Annotated in this window: 13 protein-coding genes; 9 read left to right on the top strand and 4 right to left on the bottom strand. The window is 57.3% G+C overall.

The window, feature by feature from the left end:
• Window positions 1-788 precede the first annotated feature (788 nt).
• From BXP70_RS07965 to BXP70_RS07955, 3 genes are all read left to right on the top strand, one after another.
• Window positions 789-3,224 (top strand): outer membrane beta-barrel protein, encoded by a 2,436-nt coding sequence (locus BXP70_RS07965; RefSeq protein ID WP_086593499.1) that lies wholly within the window; start codon window positions 789-791, stop codon window positions 3,222-3,224.
• A gap of 42 nt (window positions 3,225-3,266) precedes the next feature.
• Window positions 3,267-4,604 carry a hypothetical protein gene (locus tag BXP70_RS07960; RefSeq protein WP_086593498.1) on the top strand — a complete coding sequence of 446 codons (1,338 nt, stop codon included), beginning with the start codon at window positions 3,267-3,269 and terminating at the stop codon, window positions 4,602-4,604.
• A gap of 611 nt (window positions 4,605-5,215) precedes the next feature.
• Window positions 5,216-5,989 (top strand): LytR/AlgR family response regulator transcription factor, encoded by a 774-nt coding sequence (locus BXP70_RS07955; protein ID WP_179197622.1) that lies wholly within the window; start codon window positions 5,216-5,218, stop codon window positions 5,987-5,989.
• A gap of 150 nt (window positions 5,990-6,139) precedes the next feature.
• Here the strand turns inward: BXP70_RS07955 and BXP70_RS07950 are convergent, their stop codons facing one another.
• The 3 genes from BXP70_RS07950 to BXP70_RS07940 form a co-directional block, all read right to left on the bottom strand.
• Window positions 6,140-7,021: an NAD-dependent epimerase/dehydratase family protein gene (locus tag BXP70_RS07950; protein ID WP_086593496.1), complete on the bottom strand. Its 882-nt coding sequence runs from the start codon at window positions 7,019-7,021 to the stop codon at window positions 6,140-6,142.
• Between the two features lie 264 nt (window positions 7,022-7,285).
• Complete coding sequence (locus BXP70_RS07945) at window positions 7,286-8,710, bottom strand: RagB/SusD family nutrient uptake outer membrane protein (RefSeq protein WP_179197621.1); 1,425 nt, start codon at window positions 8,708-8,710, stop codon at window positions 7,286-7,288.
• A gap of 15 nt (window positions 8,711-8,725) precedes the next feature.
• The gene (locus BXP70_RS07940) at window positions 8,726-11,944 is read right to left on the bottom strand and encodes a SusC/RagA family TonB-linked outer membrane protein (protein WP_086593494.1); all 3,219 of its coding nucleotides are present in this window, start codon (window positions 11,942-11,944) and stop codon (window positions 8,726-8,728) included.
• A gap of 398 nt (window positions 11,945-12,342) precedes the next feature.
• Between BXP70_RS07940 and BXP70_RS07935 the strand changes: the two genes are divergently transcribed.
• Entirely contained in the window at window positions 12,343-13,725 is a 1,383-nt protein-coding gene (locus BXP70_RS07935) for an aspartyl protease family protein (RefSeq protein ID WP_086593493.1), read from the top strand.
• An 82-nt stretch (window positions 13,726-13,807) separates the two neighbouring features.
• On the opposite strand, the gene BXP70_RS07930 is transcribed toward BXP70_RS07935, so the two are convergent.
• Window positions 13,808-14,593: an XRE family transcriptional regulator gene (locus tag BXP70_RS07930; RefSeq protein ID WP_086593492.1), complete on the bottom strand. Its 786-nt coding sequence runs from the start codon at window positions 14,591-14,593 to the stop codon at window positions 13,808-13,810.
• 173 nt (window positions 14,594-14,766) lie between these two features.
• Here BXP70_RS07930 and BXP70_RS07925 point away from each other — a divergent pair, with 173 nt between their 5' ends.
• The 5 genes from BXP70_RS07925 to BXP70_RS07905 all read left to right on the top strand — a co-directional run bounded on the left by BXP70_RS07925 (window position 14,767) and on the right by BXP70_RS07905 (window position 19,592).
• Window positions 14,767-15,165 (top strand): CesT family type III secretion system chaperone, encoded by a 399-nt coding sequence (locus BXP70_RS07925; RefSeq protein WP_086593786.1) that lies wholly within the window; start codon window positions 14,767-14,769, stop codon window positions 15,163-15,165.
• Between the two features lie 57 nt (window positions 15,166-15,222).
• Window positions 15,223-15,927: a PspA/IM30 family protein gene (locus BXP70_RS07920; protein ID WP_086593491.1), complete on the top strand. Its 705-nt coding sequence runs from the start codon at window positions 15,223-15,225 to the stop codon at window positions 15,925-15,927.
• A 75-nt stretch (window positions 15,928-16,002) separates the two neighbouring features.
• Window positions 16,003-16,659 carry an OB-fold-containig protein gene (locus tag BXP70_RS07915; RefSeq protein ID WP_086593490.1) on the top strand — a complete coding sequence of 219 codons (657 nt, stop codon included), beginning with the start codon at window positions 16,003-16,005 and terminating at the stop codon, window positions 16,657-16,659.
• Between the two features lie 156 nt (window positions 16,660-16,815).
• A complete protein-coding gene (locus BXP70_RS07910) occupies window positions 16,816-18,990 on the top strand; it encodes a flotillin family protein (protein ID WP_179197620.1) in 2,175 nt (724 codons plus the stop codon).
• A 179-nt stretch (window positions 18,991-19,169) separates the two neighbouring features.
• A complete protein-coding gene (locus BXP70_RS07905; protein WP_086593489.1) occupies window positions 19,170-19,592 on the top strand; it encodes an endonuclease domain-containing protein in 423 nt (140 codons plus the stop codon).
• Window positions 19,593-19,602 lie beyond the last annotated feature (10 nt).

Below are 19,602 nucleotides of genomic sequence, written 5' to 3'. Positions count from 1 at the left end.
GTTTTGGAGCAGTCAATACTCCTAACGCAGCGCCCACATAGAATTACTCTTGCTCCTACTCGCCTACATCGACCTGCTTACCGCTACCGTGGAGCAAGCACTTACTTCCAGCCGCATTCAAGACTAAGTTGCCCCATGGATCTTTCTTAAATGCATATTCTCTAGCGGGCACTAGGTGAAGCCCGACAGCCCCAACTTCCCCGTCGACCTACACTACACGCACAACATCGCCTACACTTACTTCTAGGACATACGTAGTTATGCGCTCATCCTCCATTCTCTGCTGAGCTCTGCCTGTGATCTGCGCCAATTTGATAAATGAATAGATTTTTATAAACTCACAAGCAATATTAATGACATATCATTATAATTAACACAGCATTTATTTACTCAGCTCTTGGGGCTGACCTGAGGCCAAGCTAGGTATCATTATAGTCAGCCTTAAGGCACTCTTCACAAAGGGCAGGCGCGTTCCTTTACACCTATCACAAAAATCAAACACCCTGCTAATTGGCATATACGAATTCGTTCGTATGTTTACCACGAAAGCTTTCGTATTAAGTCAACCTCCCTTTCTCGCCAGCTTGTTGACTCTGCAGAACGAGGATGAAACAAGACTCCAACTACACTTCTACAATTAACTAGCTTCCTTATGGCTCTTGCGCTCATCTGCTCAAGTCTATCATGATGATATATCATCATTATATCCGAAGCTACTCTCGCTCAATTACCTAGCCTCTTGCTCCATTCTTCCACTTACAGCAGTTACATCTCAACCTCTTACGCTCATGAAATGCACCGATTTGACCACTACACAGTGCGGCTTGCTTGTGCTCCTTTTCTTTGCTGCTACGCGAGGCGTGCAGGCGCAGGCCGATGTGCGCGGCGCCGTTCAAACGGACGCGGGTACACCCATTGACTACGCGACCCTCACCCTACACCACGCGGATGACTCAGCGGTGGTAAAAACCGAGTTCAGCGATGCCAAGGGCTTGTTTCAATTTGAGCGCGCGGCCGCTGGGCGCTACCTGCTTTCAGCAGCGCAAGTAGGCTTCCGGCGGCAGTGGTCGAAGCCGTTTGAAGTGGCCGGCACTCCGATCAACCTGCCCGCCCTTACCCTGGCTAGCAACACAGCTACGCAGCTGAAGGAAGTAACCGTGGTCGGGCAGAAACCCGTGTACGAGCGTCTCGCCGACCGCACCGTCGTGAACGTAGAGGGCTCGACGCTAGCGGCCGGCAACACGTCCCTAGATGTGCTGCGTCGCTCGCCGGGCGTGACCATCGACAGCAACGATAACCTAGCTTTGCGGGGCAAACAAGGCTTGCTGGTGCTCATTGACGGCAAGCGCCAGCCCATGACCGGCACCGAGCTAGCCGACTACCTACGTACCCTGCCGGCTGAGCAGCTCAAGAACATCGAGCTCATTACGAACCCGCCCGCCAAGTACGATGCGCAAGGCGGCGCGGGCATCATTGCTATCAACCTTAAGAAAGACCAACGCCAAGGCACCAATGGCACGGCCAACCTGAGCTACGGGCGCAGCCAGTACAACAAGTACACCGCCGGGCTGAGCGTAAATCATCGTAAGGACAAGAGTAACTTATTCAGCTCCTACACCTACTCCGACCGGGAGGGCATTGCCAAGCTTACCATTCACCGCGACTTTTACACTCGTCTGGTGGGTGGCGAGCGGCAGCCCATCAGCATTACAGACCAAGACAACCGCTTGCCCACACACAACATTTCGCACACCGGGCGGCTCGGGTTTGATTACAACCTATCGAAGCGCACGACGGTAGGCGCGGTTGTGAACGGGCAAACGGCGCACATCACGGCGGATGGCACCAACGTTTCGGTGCTGCAAGATCTGCTGCGGGGCTCCACGCAGGCCTATAACTCGACCAACTACCTCAAGCGCAGCTTCCCCAACTTGTCGGGTAACGTCAACTTTCGCCACACATTCGAGGATTCGCTTGGCACCCGCGAGCTCACGGCCGACGCCGATTATGCCCGCTACCGCAGCACCCGCGAGCAGTTACTGCAAACCTACAGCGCTACCCAGCCCACCACGGCGACCAGCAGCGACCAGCTGGGCTGGCTGACTATTCAGTCGGCGAAGGTGGACTACACGCACCCGCTGAGCAAGGCGCTGCGCCTGGAAGCGGGTGCCAAAACCAGCTTGGTGACGGCCGACAACGACTTGCAGTTCTTCACCGATGGGCAGCTCGACCTAGGTCGTTCCAATCGTTTTCGTTACGACGAGAATATTAACGCGGGCTACTTCAACCTGAACTACACCCAACCCAAGCTGACGCTGCAAGTAGGCCTGCGGGGTGAGCAGACCAACGCCGTGGGCAAGCAAGACCGCGAGGTGGAGTTCCAAGACTTTTCGCGCCATTATTTCCAGCTGTTTCCCAGTGCGGCCCTGAAGCGCACCTTCTCGGAGCAACACGAAACCAGCCTCTCGCTCAGCCGCCGCATCGACCGGCCCTCCTACCGCCAGCTCAACCCGTTCCGCGAAATCATTGACAAAACCACCTTCGGCAGCGGCAACCCCACCTTGCGCCCTCAAACCAGCTACAACCTAGAGCTCACGCATACTTTCCAGCAGAAATACAGCCTAGGTCTGAGCTACAGCCTCACCAGCCAGCCGCTCATCGGAGTGGTGCAGCCCGAAACGGACAGCACCGTCGTGTCGACGACCCGCAATTTGCGCCAGCAGCATTACTACGCCCTCACCTTCACGGCGCCGGTGGAAGTGGCCAAGTGGTGGACGATCTACAACAACGCCGTGGTTTTTTACACGCGCTTCAAGGGCGACCTAGCGGGCACGAACCTCAACCGGGGCGGGGCGTCGTTTCAGCTTACGTCCAATCACACATTTACTATTGGCAAAGGCTGGAGCGCCGAGTTAAATGGCAATTATCAGTCGCGGGAAGTGTACGCCTTCTTAGTGCAGCGCCCCTTGGGCGAGGTCAGCGCGGGCGTGCAGAAGAGCTTGTGGAACCGCAAGGCAACGGTGAAGCTGAACGTAACCGACATTTTCTTCACCCAGCCTGCGCGCGCCACTTCCACCTACGACACCTATGTGGAGCGTTTCTACCAACGCCGCGATTCGCGCGTGGCAACCCTAGCGTTTAGCTACCGTTTTGGCAACGAGAAGCTAGCTCCTACCAAACGGCGGCAGAGTGGCGCGGAGGACGAAAAACGCCGCGCGGGCTAAGGTAACTCCCTGCTTTCTAGCATAAATTTCGTACTTTCTGTTATGAAAAGCCCTGCCCTCCTTCCTTTCCGGTTAGTGCCTTGGCTGCTGGGCGGCCTCGGGTTGCTGGCCGCGCCGCGCACGAGCCTAGGGCAGCTAGCGCCCGACCAGCAGCTAGCCAAGCAAGCCTTTGCTGAGCTAGAGGCCGCAAGTCAGCACGACGGCGGCAAGCTCTGGGGCACTCCGCTGTACGGCCCGCTGCTGCTGGTAACGGCGGACTCACGACGGATTGTGGCGAATGCGCCCGATTCGGCGGGGGTGTTGCACGAGGCAGCGGGCTTGTACGAGGGTGAGTTGCCGGCAGCCGTCAACGTGGCCAATACGGCCGTGCAGTGGGCGGGGCGCCGATGGGCGATGGTGCAACTGCCCTTGCCAGCGGACCCCTCTGAGCGGGTAAGCTTGTTGGCGCATGAATCTTTTCACCGGTTGCAGCCCCAACTACAGCTTACGTCACCGGAGGCCGACAACGCGCACCTAGACGAGGCGCCTGCCCGCGCTTACTTGCAGCTAGAGTTAGCCGCTTTGCGCCGGGCCTTGCTGGCGCAGTCACGGCGCTCGACGACTGCGCACCTGCGAGCAGCCCTCGCCTTCCGGGCTTATCGCCGCAGCCTGTACCCAAACGCAACTGCCGCCGAAAACCAGCTGGAGCTCAACGAAGGCTTGGCCGAATATACCGGCTTGGTGCTGAGTGAACGGCCTGCAACTGAGGCAGGAGCCTACTTGCGGCAGAGCTTGCTTGACTTTCCACAGACCCCGTCGTTCGTGCGCTCTTTTGCGTATCAAACGGTACCCGTCTACGGCTACTTATTGCGCAAGCGTACTCCCGACTGGAACCGCGGCATCAGCAACCAGACCGACCTGACCAATCTGTTCACGACGAGCTTGGGCGTGGCAATGCCGCGCAACCTAGCTTCCTGGACGGCCAGCGCGTTGTCGCGCTACGGTGGCAAGGCCATTCTGGCGCAAGAAGCGGAGCGGGAGCAGCAACGGCAGCAGCAGCTCACCGCTTATCGGCGCCAGTTCGTGGAGGAGCCGCACCTGATCATTCCGCTCCGGCAACTGAACATCGCTTTCGACCCGCGCACCGCGCAGCCGCTTGCCGAAGCCGGTACCATCTACTCCACCCTGCGTGTAACCGATTCTTGGGGTATACTAACGGTGGAAGAAGGCGCGTTACTAGGACCTAAGCAGGACCAAGTAAGCGTCGGCTATCCTGCCGCGATGCAGGCTAGGTCGGTGACGGGCCCTGGCTACACGCTACAGCTGAACGAAGGTTGGCAAGTAGTGAAAGAAGCTGATTCGGGAAACTACGTGCTGTTGCCAGTGCCAACGCAGCCATAGTCTGCTTATCACTTAGGGCGCCAGCACAAAAAGGGCTCGGAAACCTTGCCGTCACGTGCTACCTAGCTTCAGCGACCTTGCCCTCAGATTTCAGTTAACAAAAAATAAATCCTTCCTGGCTGTAACGTTTCGACTTTTGAGCGGTACCCACCGCATCGCTGCCCTCTTACACCGACCCAGAAGGCTTTATTCTGGCCGCTCTAGTCTACTCGTGTGAGGCTAATCTGCCTTCGCCGGCACCCTACTCCCGTTCTCAGCCTTTGCCTTGCATTATCTTCATTCCTAGGTACATAGCTTTACATTTTACTTGTACGAATAAATTCGTAAAAAACATGCATCCTTCCGCAACCTTGCTTGTCTTTGTTTTATATAGGCAACCACTCAAGCGAACGAAGCATCTATCCAAGCAGCTGACGCAATAGCACGCCCGTTGCTATTGCATCCTGAACCTCACCAGAGGGATTAACGCGTAAGCACAGCGCATGTGCGGTTTCAAGCAGCAGTTCGGCGCTGTTGCTCGCTCCCACCGGGAGCCACCTTGCAGCAGGTGGAGCCGCGGCCGTATTCTCTTCCTTTCTCTTTTTTTTATTGTTCTCTCAGCGCTCCACCGCATGAGTTACCAGGCTCTTATTGCCGATAGCGAGCTAGCTACGCGCCAATCAATTCGTTTCTACCTGGAGCAAGCTGCTGGCTTCCAGGTAGCCGCAGAAGCCTCTACCGGCCCGGAGGCCCTCACCGCCTTGCTGCACCACCGCCCCGATGTCGTGTTCGTGAACCTGCACCTGCCCCGCCTCGATGGCTTCAGCGTGCTCCGCGAAATCTGGCCGTATTTTCAGCCCCAAGTCGTGTTCCTTTCCGCCTCCGACCAGCCCATGCTACTCGCGCTGGAAGAAAGCGGCGTGCCGTACCTGCCCAAGCCGTTCACCGAATTACAGTTTCATCAAACGCTCTGCCACGTGAAAACAAACCTAGCCCAACCCCAGTCCCAGGAGACCATCGACATGCTCATGCGTTTGCTGGTGAGCGAAGAGCCTCCTACGAAGCCTACCTACCTGAAACGCATGCTGGTGAAGGACAACCATAAGCTGTTCTTTATCAAGGCCGAGGATATTTTATATTTCGACGCCGATGGCAACTATATCACGCTGCACACGCTCAAGCGCAACTACACGCTCTACGAGAGCCTGACGCAGCTAGAGCAGCGCCTCGACCCGGCCGATTTCACGCGCATCAACCGCTCCTACATCGTTAACCTAAACTACGTGGAGGAGCTAGAGTGCTACTTCAACGGCGAGTACTTGGTGAAGCTCACCGGCGGCCACACCTTGAAGTGGACCCGCTTCTACCGCGACAACGTGAAGACCTTCCTGGCAAAAAACCGCTAGCTATTCGTTGGCTAAAGCAACAGCTATAAGCCCTGATTACAACTTAATTGTTCTTACCCAAACTCTCTGGAAATGCCCTACTCTTGCGATTAGGGCATTTCCAGAGAGTTTGGGCATGATGCCTATTGATGAACTCAACTGAAACCTAGCCTATTGCCTACCGGAGGCGGTAGCTGCCGCTTCTTGCAGCAGGTATTCGGCCGTGTAGCGCGGTTGATAGCCAAGTACTCGTTGGGCTTTGTCGATGCTGTACACCCGGTCGATGCTCGCGGGCCAGACCCAACCTAGGCGCGCATACACGTCAGCGGCTTGCGGAAGGCGGTGCCGGATAACGGCGGCCGGGTTGTGGCGCAGCTGCGTTACATCTTCGGGCTGGAACGGACTGCCCGCCGAAATATTGAATGTGTCGAAACCGGCCAAGGCGTGTTCCAGCGCCAGCAGTAGGCCGAGCGCCCCATCCCGCTCGTCTAGCCCCCGGTAGAGGCGATGATTCAGCGTTAGATTTGGGGGTTCGGGCAAGAACCGCGACACGCGCAGCACGGCCGTCTGAACGTTTTCTTTGTCGAAGAAATCTCGGCACAACGCTTCGGCGGCTTGTTTGGTGATATCGTAGATGTCGCGTGGCTGCGGTACCAATTGCTCATCCACCCACACGGCTTGGTCTGGATGCACCATCGCTTGGCCGTAAATAGACGTAGTGCTGGTGTAGAGCAGCTTTGGAATACCGTGGGCCACGCAGGCGTTGAGCAGATGCAGCGTGCCTTCGATGTTGGTACGGACAAACTCCAGACGGGGCACGTGTAGGTCGTAGTGCTTGCCGTGCAACGCGGCGTTGTGAATAATTGCGCCAACCCCGCGGGTGAGTTCCTGCACGGCGTCGGCATCCCGAATATCGAGTAGTGCATCTGTGGTCGGGGCCGGCATAAGGTCCGCGCCGATTACCGTGTACCCTTTCGCGCGCAGCAGCAAAACCGTCTCACGGCCCAGTCGGCCCGACGAGCCGGTGACGAGTACAGGGCGAGTAGTAAACATAGAACAAGAGCACTTGATGGCGGGACAAAGTACCGCAACAACATCCCATAAAAAAGCACCACCTGTTCGGGCGGTGCTTTCCAGTAGATTCAGTCGTTCAAAAAGTGTCTAGAAGCTAAGAAAGAACGTCATGCTGAGCTTGCCGAAGCATCTCGCCTGCCAAAGTAGATTCGGTTACTACTGCGGGCGAGATGCTTCGGCAAGCTCAGCATGACGGTTAAAGGGTTTCCTTAATAGCGTCCATTCGCCCAAACAACTGCTAATTTAATACCCCGGATTTTGGGCTAGGTTGGGGTTGTTTTGCAGATCCACTTGCGGGATGGGCAGCACCACGCGGTTGTCGCCGTACGGGATGGTTGGGGTGGTGCTGTGCGCGGGGATAGGCAGGCGGTTGCGGAGCAGGTCGTAGTAGCGGTGGCCTTCAAAAGCTAGCTCCAGCCGCCGCTCCAACAAAATGGCGTTGATCAAGGCCGGCGCGTCGGTGAAGCTACCGAGGGTGTAAGCGGGCGTGCCAGCCCCTTTGGAGCGGTTGCGCACTTGGTTCAGCAGGTCCACGGCTTCTTGGGTGCGGCCGGTGGTTTTGGCTAGGGCCTCAGCGCGGTTCAGCAGCACCTCGGGGTAGCGCACGATGGGCACCCAGTCGCCGGTGGTTTTGTACTTGCCTGTGTACGGGATGTTGCTGGACACCGTCACCAGATTCGTGCGGCGCTTATCGTCGGTGGGAAATTGCGACGTAGGAATGGCCACGTAGGGCGAGATGGTGATGTCGCCGCGCCCCGTGGGGCTATAATGCTGGCCGATGGCGTTGTTCGTATTGGGGTTATCACTCGTGTTCATGGCCACCGAGAAGATGGACTCCGGCGTGTTATAAGGCGGCAAAAACGTGGTAGCGGGGTCCGGGTTCAGCGCGTACAACCCCGAGCCGATAACGGAGCTAGCTAGCGTAGCGGCCTGCGCGTAGTTGCCTTGGTACAAGTACACCCGCGACAATAAGGCTTGCGCCGCACCCTTTGTAGCCCGGGCCACATTCGCAAAATCGGGGTCGTCGTAAGAGCTAGGCAGTCCGTTGACGGCGTCGGTTAAGTCGCTGACGATTTGCGTGTACACATCGCGCACCGAGGAGCGCGACAGCCGCTGTGAAGCCTCATACGCCGAGGCCGCATTGGGCGCCGTGAGCTGAATCGGGATACCTAGGTGCGAGGCATCGGGCGTAAAGTTGTAGGGCTGGGCGAAGAGGTTCACCAGGTGGAACATGGTCAGGGCGCGGATAAACTTGGCCTCGCCCCGGTACTGCGCTCCTAGCTCTGCCGATACCAGCCCCGCATTCGGCTCGAAATTCTGCAGGAAGAAGTTGGCCGCGTAGATGGTGCGGTAGCCGCCAGTCCAGCCGTTGGTTATCTGAATATCGTTGGCCAGCGCCGAGAAGCTCGCAATGGGATTGAAGTACGGCGACGGATCGGTGTCGTCGGAGCGCACATCGCTGTAAATCAAGGCGCGGCCGCCCAGAAACTCCGGGTTTTGTAGGGCATCGTACATACCCAGGGCCGCCTTTTCGATGCGGTCGGGCGTGCTGAAGGTTTCTTCGGGCGTGAGGCTGGCGGGTGGCTCTTGGTTGAGCACGTCGCAACCTAGGGTGAGGAGCAGCAGCAGGGCCGCCGCCCCTTTCCACACAAAAGTTAGGGTTTTCATCGTCGTCATGGCGGGCTAGAGGCTGAGGTTAAGACCAACGGTGTAGCTGCGGGCTTGTGGCACGGACCGGTTGTCGACGCCAAAAGCGATGTTGCCGTTGGTGCCCTGGGTCGTGTTGTTGCGGTTGGAGTTCACCTCCGGGTCGGTGCCGTTGTAGCCGGTTAGCACAAACACGTTCTGCACCAGCGCGTACACGCGCACGTTGCTGAGCTTGAAGCGCTCCAACACGGGCTTGGGCAGGCTATACCCTAGGCTAAGCTGCCGCAGGCGCAAGAAGTCCCCTTTCTCCAGCCAACGTGTTGAAGCCTGGGTTGATACGTTATCCTGGAGCACCAACTTCTGCACGTTAGTCTGGTCGCCGGGTTTCTGCCAGCGGTCCAGAATTTCGGTGAGGTTATTATTGTAATACGTAGTAAGCAAACCGGCGCGGGTGGCATTGTAGAGCATGTTGCCGCCGCTGTATTGCAGGAAAACACCTAGCTCCAAGCCTTTGTAGGAAAGCGTGTTATCGAAGCCGCCGTACCAGGTCGGGTAGCCGCTCTTGCTGGTGTACTTGTAATCAGAGGTGCTGATGGGCGTGGTAGCCGTGCCATCGGCCGTCAGCCACTGCCGGGCCACGGCGTCGTACTGCTTCACGTTGCCGCCCGCATCCAGAAACTGCGCGTTACCATTGGCGGGGTTCACGCCGGCCCAGCGCGGCAGAAAGAACACGCCTAGCTGCCGACCCACGCTGGCGCGCTGGTTGCTCGCTACTACGTCGTTGGGGTTGGCGGCCTGTCCTTCGGGCACTGGCAAGTTGGTAGCAAGTGTGGTAATGCGGTTTTTTATGGCCGTGAAGTTGAGCGCCGATGTCCAGCGGAAGCCGGTGCTGCTCTGTACGTTGGTGGTGTTCAGCGTAGCTTCTAGGCCGCGGTTGTACATCGAGCCGATGTTCTTGGTCACCACCGTGCGCACGTAGTCCACGGAGTTCGGAATGCCCGTGGTGCGCAGGGCGGGCGCGTCTAGAATCAGGTCGGTGATGTTGTTATTGAAGTAATCTAGGGTCAGGCCAACGCGGTTAGACAGCACCGAGGCATCCAAGCCAATATCGAGCTTCTTCGACTTCTCCCAAGCTAGGTCGGGGTTGCCAACCTGCGTGATGCTCAAGCCATTGATGTCGGCATATTGCCCGGCCCCGATCTGCGTGCGGGCGGCGTAGGGCAGCAAGCCGTTAGAGTTGCCCACCACGCCGTAGCTGGCGCGCAGCTTCAGGTCGTTTATAACCGTGAGGCCTTTCAGAAACTCTTCCTCCGAGAGGCGCCACCCCACCGAGCCGCCGGGGAAGTAGCCGCGCCGGTTGTTTTCACCGAAGCGTGAGTCAGCATCGGCGCGGAAGCTGGCCGAGGCGTAGTACTTATTGCCGAAGGAGTAGTTGACGCGGGCTAGGTAGGAATCAAACCCTTGGGTGTAGCGCGAGCCGTCGGGTTGAAGAGGCTCGGTGAACAAGCCCGACAAGATCTCCCGGAACTTAGGATCGGCGAAATTGGCGGCGTATGAACCGATCTGCCGCTGTTTTTCCAGCTGGTATTCTACCCCCACGGTTACGTCGAGGTTGTGATCGGCGCCGAAGGTGCGGGTGTAGTTGGCGTAGTTGGCCCAGTTCCAGAGGTTTTGCCGCAAGTCATTATCCTGCACCAGCCCCGAGCCGAGCGCCCGACCTAGGCCCGACAGGCGCGGGTCGCTGTACTGGTCCTCGAAGTTCTGGAGGTAGTCGATGCCAAAGCGCGTCGTGATCTTCAGGCCCGTAACCGGCTCAATGGTAGCGTAGCCGTTGGCCAAAAGGCGCTGGGAGGTATTGTCGTTGCGCTGGTAGGCTAGCACGGCGCTGGGGTGGTTCACCGCGTTCAGACGGAAGGTGCGGTAAAATGGGTACGCGGTGCCATCAATGGTGAACACGTCGCCCCCTAGGTTGCCGAACGAATCGAGAAAGTAGTTGCCGCTGGCGTCGCGCACCGGGAAAATGGGCGAGGCATTGTAGCCCGACACCGTCGCGCCAGCTAGGTACCCATCGGTCAGTACGCCGTTGTTCAGCGTTTGCGAGTAGCTGGAGCTGATGCCTGCTTTTAACCATTTGACGGGCTGCAAATCCAGGTTGAGGCGGACGGAGCCGCGGCGCAAGCGGTTGGCGACCAGCACGCCTTTTTGGTCGGTCCAGTCGCCGGAGCCGTAGTAGCTAGCTTTATCCGTACCGCCCGACATCGACACCTGGTAGTTCTGCGAGAAGCCGCGGCGGAATAACTCGTCGAGCCAGTCGGTACGGTCGGGCTGGCCGTCGCCGTTCAAATCCACGTCGCGGGCAATGACGGAGTTGGGCGTGCCCGGCCCGAAGCGGTTCAGCGCCTTCTCGTTCTGGATCAAGATAAACTGGTCACCGTTCAGCAGCTTGGGCCGGCGCACGGTTTCGTTCATGCCCACGTAGGAGTTGAGCGAAATGTGGTTCTGGCCCGACTTGCCGCGTTTGGTGGTCACGATAATCACGCCGTTGGCCGCCCGCGAGCCGTAGATAGCCGCCGCCGACGCATCCTTCAGCACGTCCACCGACTCGATATCGTTGGGGTTGATGTCGGCGAGGGTGTTGTAGCGCGTGCCGTTGCCGGAGTTAAACTGGTTGGCGTTTTCCAGTGAGTTGGTCGGCACGCCATCCACCACGATGAGCGGCTGGGAGCTGTTGCTGATGGAGTTGGCTCCGCGAATCCGAATAGAAACGCCCTCGGCTAGGGTCCCGCTGGCGTTGGTGATCTGCACGCCCGCGGCGCGGCCCGTCAGGGCTTGGTCGAAGCTCTGCACCGGTTGATTCAGCAGCTTTTCCTCCGATATTTTGGCCGCCGAGCCCGTGATATCCTTCACATCCTGAGAGCCGCCGTAGCCCGTCACCACCACTTCTTTCAGTTGCTGGGCGTCGGTGGCGAGCAGCACATTGATTTGGTTGGCTACCCCGATTACCCGCTCTTGGTTCACGTAGCCAATCGAGCTAAAGGCGAGGGTGCCATTCCCCTCGGGCACGGTGAGGCTGTAGCGCCCGTCGGCGTCGGTCGAGACGCCGTTGGTAGTTCCTTTAAGCAGCACCGTAACGCCCGGCAGCCCCTGCCCCGACTGACTGTCGGTGACACGGCCCGTGATAGTTCGGCTTTGCGCCAGTACTTGATGCACCACACTGAAGATGAGCAAGAAGCTCATAAGTAGGCTTGTTTTCATGTAGCAATAGGCAGAGTGAAGGATAGCAGTAGTCCGCCGTTCAGAATTTGACGGTTGGGCAAGGAAGGCACTTGTTTTTCGGGAAGCACGCCTTATTGTACAAGCTGCCTACGCGGCTATGCAAAGCGTTTTTTTTCTGATGCAGAAAGCCAACTAGCTGAACAATAGCACCTAGCTCGTTGGCACTAAGGCGACGCGCCGCCGTCTGGTTTTCGTGGGCTCTTTGGTCCTACTCACTTTCAGCCATCAAACGGGCAGCTCACACCAGGAAACCTTCACTTCACACAATAGCCATTGAAGCAAGCCCTGGCAGCTGATTGTATAGCGACAGATTTCGGCTGTGCGGCGTCGCTTGGGCGTCGGTGGCTCTGGTCTAAGACGCTAAACTTCTGGGTGCTATGAACACGAACGAACACGGGCTAAGCCACTGGGCCGGAGCACCGCAGGTGCTGCTGACTTTCCTTCGAGTGCTACTTCGGCGCAGCCAACAGCTGCGGTGCCGGGCCAGCAGACTGCTCTGCTTGTGCCTGCTACTCAGCGTGCCCGGTCTAGCCGCAGACCCAGACCAGCCGGGCGAGCCAGGGCGCAGCATCAATTACGCCCAGAAGATGCCTTTCCGCTTCAAGCGCGCCAAGTTGCAGCGGGTCACCATCTCGTATGAACTCCAGAACGACCTGATAGTGATTTCGGCTAAGCTCAACGGCCTAGGTCCGTTCAACTTTCTGCTTGACACCGGCGCGGCTTCTTCCCTCATCACCGACCCCAAGGTGAGCGAGCTACTAGGCCTGCAACCCGATTCGAAAGCCTATAGCTTGGCGGGCGTGGGCCAAAAAGCGCCCATCACGGCTTACCGTACCAAGCCGGTACGCGTGGATATTGCAGGTATTGAAGCGCCTACTTTCTCCTTCATTGCCGTCACGGAAGATGTGCTAGACCTAGCTAGCCTGATGGGTACGCCGGTGCACGGCATTTTGGGCTACGACCTATTTCGCAGCTTCGTCGTGACCATTCAGCCGCGGGTCGGGCGCATTACCTTCTCGGATCCTACGCTGCAAGCGCCGCTCAAAGGCGAAGGCTGGACAAGCTTGCCTATCCTGATAGAAGACGCTAAGCCCTATCTCACCACGACCATCCACCTAGCGGATTCGACAACGGTGCCCATTAAGCTGGTGCTGGACACGGGCGCGGGCCACGCCTTGTCGCTGGAAACCTCCTCCGACCCACGCCTGCACCTGCCAACACGCCGGTTGCGCACCGAACTTGGGCGCAGCTTGAGCGGCACCATCACGGGCTACCTAGGTCGCGTGCCAGCCCTGCAGCTTGGCAGCTACCAGATTCAGTCGTTGCTCACGTCGTTTCCTGATTCGAGCAATTTTGCCCACCGTATTCAGATCCCGCGCAACGGCACCCTAGGTTTTGACGCCCTACGCCGGTTCAACATCGTCATTGATTACCCGCACAACCAGTTGTTGCTTCGGCCCAATAGCATGCATAAGCGCGCCTTCGAGTACGACATGAGTGGCGCCCAACTGCTTGCTACTGGCCCTGAGTATCGCAGGTTCCTTATCACGAGCATCGCGCCCAACTCCTCGGCTGCCGCCGCGGGTCTGAAGCCTCATGATGAGCTCGTTTCGATCGGCATTAAGCCCGCTGAAGGCTTCACCCTGGCGCAGATCAACCAACTCTTCCAATCCGGCGACGGCCGAGCCGTTTCCTTGATCGTGCGCCGACCTGATGGCGAGCTGTTTCGCACCTCAATGCGTTTGAAGCGGCGCATCTGACCAAAGCTGCTCACAACTGAAACAAAACGCCCGAGAAACAGGCTATTAGTAGTTTCTCGGGCGTTTTGTTGTAAAATCTTGCCTAACCTAACCTAGCTAACAACTCTTCCACCTGCCGCTCCAGGCGATTTACGCGCTCCTCAATGGTCGAGGGCGGCCGCAGGTGCGTGGTGAAGTTGGCTTTCACCTCCCAAATTTCGAGAGCCTGCTCCAAGGCAAACTCCTCGCTGCCGTAGTCGGGGTTATCGGCGCGCAGCTTCAGCACCTTGTCGGAAAGGCGCTGGGACAGCCGCCGCACCAACAAGCCCCGCTGCGTCACGAAGGCGTATACCCGGTGCACCCGCAAGCTAGGGGCGGCACTATCCACGCCCTGGCACAGCACAACGTCTTGGTGACGCAAGCCTTGCTGCTGATGCTGCATTTCGGCGCCCACAATCTCGAAAGCGCGCGTGCTCGGCCCGAGTTGGCGCGGAAACGTCAGCACCGGCAACGTGCTAAGAAAGGCCGAGTCATGGTGGTGCACGACGTATTCCATGCGCCGGTCGGCCGGCACGAAGAGCGTAGAAATCAATTGCGGCGCCGGCAGCACAGGGGCCGCGACAACCGGTACCTCCGCCGGTTGCTCAGGCTGTTTGAATATGTCGAAGTGATACAGCTCATTTACGGTCAGCTCTTTTGTTATGAGCAAGTCTACAGACAAGCCAAAATGATGAGCAATCTGAATTAGCGTCTCCATCTTGGGTTCCGAACGGCCTTCTTCGTAAGCACCTACGCTAGGTCTAGCCAGGCCAAAAAGCTCCGCAAATGCCGCCTGGCTAAGCTTTTTCACCGTTCTTATCTTACGAATGTTTTTACCGACAAACGACATCGTGCAGATTATTTTTCGCTCAAGCTTTGAGCATATATAGTTTTTACTTACTCTTGTAGAGCAAATCTACAGGATAAATACAGATCATTTTTTGACGGCCGCTATTTTTTTGAGCAACTACCCAAACGCTCTCTTCACAATGTTTTTCAGCGTTGTTTCTTCGCTTCTATAGTATGGCCACATCCTACTTTACTACAATCCAGACCTATTTACTCGAACTAGATTTTGATATCCGCCGTGTGGATGCGGCCAACAACGTGCTGGTAGTGAGCAAGCCGGAGCTCGGCATTGACCATCTGGTGCTAGGGTGCGGCGACCCGCTGCTGATCATGGAGCAGTATTTACTGGACCTGCCGGAGCCTAGCTGCGAGGTGTACCAGCGTTTGCTTCAGAAGAACCGCGACATCATTCACGGGGCTTTCGCACTTGATGAAACGGGCCGCAAAGTCATCTTCCGCGACACACTGCAGCTAGAGCACCTCGACCGGCCCGAATTGGAGGCCGTAATCAATTCCTTGGCGCTTTTGCTTAGCGAGTTCAGCGACGAGCTCATTCAGTTTTCCAAAGGTTAATTCGTCATTCTCACCTAGGCTCGGGGCAGCGGCTGCGGGCTATTTCTACTACCTGCTATGAACCTCTTCAACCGCCTCTTCAAGATTGGGCAAGCGGAAGCCCATTCGGCCGTCAACCAGCTCGAAGACCCGATCAAAATGACGGAGCAAAGCCTGCGCGACCTGCGCCAAGACCTTGACAAAGCTCTGCACGCGTTGGCCGAAGTAAAAGCCCTAGCTATCCGGGCCCGCAACCAAGCCGATGCCGAGCACGCCCGCGCCCTCGACTACGAAAACAAAGCGGTGTTGCTGCTTCAGAAAGCTCAGCGCCAGGAAATTGCCAGCGCCGAAGCCGACCGCCTAGCTGGCGAAGCCCTGCTCAAGAAAACGCAACACGAAGCGCACCACACCCGCGCTACCACTGAGCAGCAGCAGTTTGAAGGCACGGCCCAGCAGCTCGACCAGAACGTGCAGCAGCTCAAGCAGACCATTAGCCAGTGGGAAAACGAGTTGAAAACCCTGAAAGCCCGCGTGACGGTGAGCACCGCCACCAAAACCATCAATCAACAGCTCGCCCAAATCGATTCGTCGGGCACGGTGGCGTTGCTCGAGCGCATGAAGGAGAAGGTTGCCGCCGAAGAAGCGCTAGCCGAATCGTACGGTCAAATCGCCCAGGAAAACCGCAGCGTCGATCAGGAGATTGACAAGGCACTCGGCCTAGAAGGTTCGGGCAAAGCCAGTGATGAACTGAAAGCCCTCAAAGCCAAGCTAGGCTTGGAATAGATTGATAACCAGCACACCACATTACCGTCGCTCGCATCCGACACCCCACTTCTTTTTGTTGGTCGCCTTTCCCGCATGACTGAACTTCTCCGCGCGGCCGTTTTACCTCCCAACCTGCTTCCCACCGGGCTGCTGGTTTTTGTTCTGCTTTACTGGCTCACGGTAATTGTGGGCCTGCTCGATTTCAAAAGTCTCGACCTCGACACCAGCCACGACTTCGACGGGCCGCACCACGGGCACGCCGCCAGCCCCGACGGTATAGGAGTTTCCTGGCTGAACCATGTGCTCGGCTTCTTTAACCTAGGGCGCGTGCCGTTGATGGTATTTGTCAGCTTTGTGGCGCTGCCGCTGTGGGTGGGTAGCATCCTGCTGAACTACTCGCTCGGCAACACGGCCCTGCTCCCAGGGCTGTTGTTGTTAGTGCCGCTTTTTGCAGGAAGCCTACTGCTGGCCAAGGTGCTGACTACGCCTTTTGTGCGCCTGTTCAATGCCTTAGAGAAGAACCACGACTCGGGCGCCCAACCGCTGGGCAAGGTGTGCACGGTACTACTTCCCACCACGCGCGAGCGGCTGGGCCAAGCCAGTGTGAAGTTGCTCAATGGCGCCCCGCTCATACTAAACGTGCGCGCCGCGTCGGCCGCCGCTGAGTTGCGCAAAGGCGACTCGGCCCTAGTTATCGACTACGACGCCGAGCAACGCTGCTACCTTATCGAGCCTTACGAGCTAGCCTAGCCCTTGGCTCCGGTTTGCTATAAAGCTAGCCTCGGCCCGAAACTTGCCTTTCCGTCTGGCCGCCCCTAGCTTCTCTACACGGTCAGTTGGCTCCTAGAACGGCCTTTTACCCCTGCTTTATTTCTTCATTTGATTCTACTCCTACTCCATACTTTCATGTTAGAACAACTATCGTTGGCGGTGATTATCATCCTCGCCGTCCTCCTACTAGGTTTCATTGCCATTGTGGCGCGCATGTACCAAAAAGCCGTGCAAGGCGAGGCGCTGGTGCGCACGGGCATGGGCGATACCAAAGTGTCGTTTAGCGGCATCTTCGTGGTGCCGGTGCTGCACAAGCTAGAGGTAATGGATATTAAGCTCAAAACCATCGTTATTTCTCGGGCCGGCTCCGAAGGCTTGGTTTGCAAAGACAATATGCGCGCCGACGTGAAGGTGAACTTCTTCGTGCGCGTCAACAAAACCCACGACGACGTGCTCAACGTGGCCCAGAGCATCGGCGCTCATCGCGCCTCCGACCCCGCGGCCCTCGAAAATCTCTTCGACGCGAAGTTTTCGGAAGCCCTCAAAACCGTAGGCAAGCACTTCGATTTCATTGAGTTGTACAATTCGCGCGAGCAATTCAAGCAGGAAATACTGCGCATCATCGGCACCGACTTGAACGGCTACGTGCTCGACGACTGCGCCATCGACTACCTAGAGCAAACCCCGCTCACCTCGCTCAACCAAGACAACATCTTGGACGCCGAAGGCATCAAGAAAATCATTGCCCTTACTTCGGAGCAGAAGATTCAGGCCAATTCCATTCAGCGGGAGCAGCAGAAAACGATTAAGAAGCAAGACGTTGAAGCCCAGGAAACCATCTTACAGCTGGAGAAACAGCTGATAGAAAACCAGGAAAAGCAGAAGCGCGAAATTGCCAACATCAAAGCTCGCGAGTTGGCGGAGGCGGAGAAAGTACAGCAGGAAGAACGCCTCAAATCGGAAAAAGCGCGCATTGCCACGGAAGAGGAAGTGCGCATTGCCGAGCAGAACCGCGACCGGCAAGTGCTGGTAGCCGAGCGCAACAAGCAGCGCACCGACGCCGTGGAAACCGAACGCGTTGCGCAGGCCAAAGCTCTCGAAGCCAACGAGCGGGAGCGAATTGTGGCCCTAGCCCAGATCGAGAAAGAGAAGGCGCTGGAGGAAGAGAAAAAGAATATTCAGACGATCATTCGGGAGCGAATCACGGTGGAGAAAGCCACGGTGGTCGAAGAGGAAAGAATTAAAGACACCCGCGCCCAAGCGCAAGCCGACCGCGAAAAGCTGGTGGCCGTTACGGCGGCCAAGCAGCAGGCCGAGGCTGCCACGGTGAGCTTGGTCGGCAATGCCGACATGGAAAAGCAAGCCGCTGAGTTCCGCGCCAAGCAGGCTCTGATTGATGCCGAAGCGGAAAAAGCTGCTTCCGAATTTAAAGCGCAAGCCATTCGCACCCTAGCCGAAGCTGAAGCTAGCAAAGCCGCTGCCGTGGGCCTGGCCGAAGCGCAGGTGATGCAAGCCAAAGCCACTGCCCGCCAGAAAGAAGGCGAAACGCAAGCCACCGTGCTACAGCTCACTGCTGCGGCTGAAGCCCAGGCCATTCAGGCCAAAGCCGGCGCCCAAGCCGAAGCCGACGAGAAGCTAGGTTTGGTAGCGGCGAAAGTAAACCGCGAAAAAGGACTCGCCGACGCCGACATCATTCAGGCCCGCGCCGATGCCGAGCAGAAAAAAGGCTTGGCCGAAGCCGCCGTGTCGGAGCAGAAGTTTGCGGTAGAAGCCAAGGGCATTGAAGCCAAGGCCGACGCCATGAAGAAGCTCGACGGCGTGGGCAAAGACCACGAGGAGTTCAAGCTGCGCCTCGACAAAGAGAAGTCGGTGGAGCTGGCCCAAATCAGCATTCAGAAAGACATTGCCGCCTCGCAAGCCGATGTTATTGGTGAAGCCCTCAAAGCCGCCAAAATTGACATTGTGGGTGGCGAAACGATGTTCTTCGACCAGATCATCGGCTCGATTACCAAGGGCAAGATGGTGGACCGCACCGTGCACAACTCCGAGGTGCTCGGTACCGTGAAGGACGCCTTCTTCTCGCTCGACGGCAACGGCGGGGGTGACTTCAAAACCAACCTGCGCCGCTTCGTGGATCAGTTCGGCCTCAGCAGCGAGGAAGTCAAAAACCTCAGCGTCTCGGCCTTGCTGCTGAAAATGATGAACAAAGCTAGCGACGACGCCACCCGCAGCACCATCACGCAGCTAGCCAGCACTGCCACCGCCCTAGGCATCAGCGACAAGCCCGCGAAGATGCTGGAGCTGAAATAAGGTTAACTATCCTGGCTAGAGCTAGAAAACTAGTTCCCCTCCTCAGATGAGGAGGGGTTGGGGGTGGTTGACCCACGCATCTGAACGACCTACTAACTCTAGTTTTTAGTTCTAGTGTTTCAACCACCTCTAACCCCTCCTCATCTGAGGAGGGGAACTAGCTCTAACACTATACTACTGTGGCCAATACTGCTCATATCCATAACCTAGGCTATCAGAAAGAAACTCGCCGCACACTCCGCAGCAACCTCACTCCTGCTGAAGCACTACTTTGGAAAGCGTTACAGCGCGGTCAGTTAGCCGGTCGCAAGTTTCGGCGCCAGCATGGCATTGGGCCATATATCGTGGATTTTTACTGCTCGGCGGAAAAGCTGGTAATCGAGTTAGATGGTGCTGGGCATTTTACAGCCAGTGGCGAGGCGCAGGATGCGGAGCGGGATGCTGACCTGCAAAAGCTAGGTTTTCAAGTGCTACGGTTTGAAAACAAACTCGTGCTACAGGATATCAACAGCATCCTGGCAGCTATTGAGGCGACTTTTCATTGTATCGTTCGGCCATTATCAACCACCCCTAGCCCCTCCTCATCTGAGGAGAGGAACTAGTTTCTAGTCA

The organism is Hymenobacter crusticola (assembly GCF_002154225.1).
GTDB lineage: Bacteria > Bacteroidota > Bacteroidia > Cytophagales > Hymenobacteraceae > Hymenobacter > Hymenobacter crusticola.
This window is presented reverse-complemented; position numbering and strand designations above follow the sequence as displayed.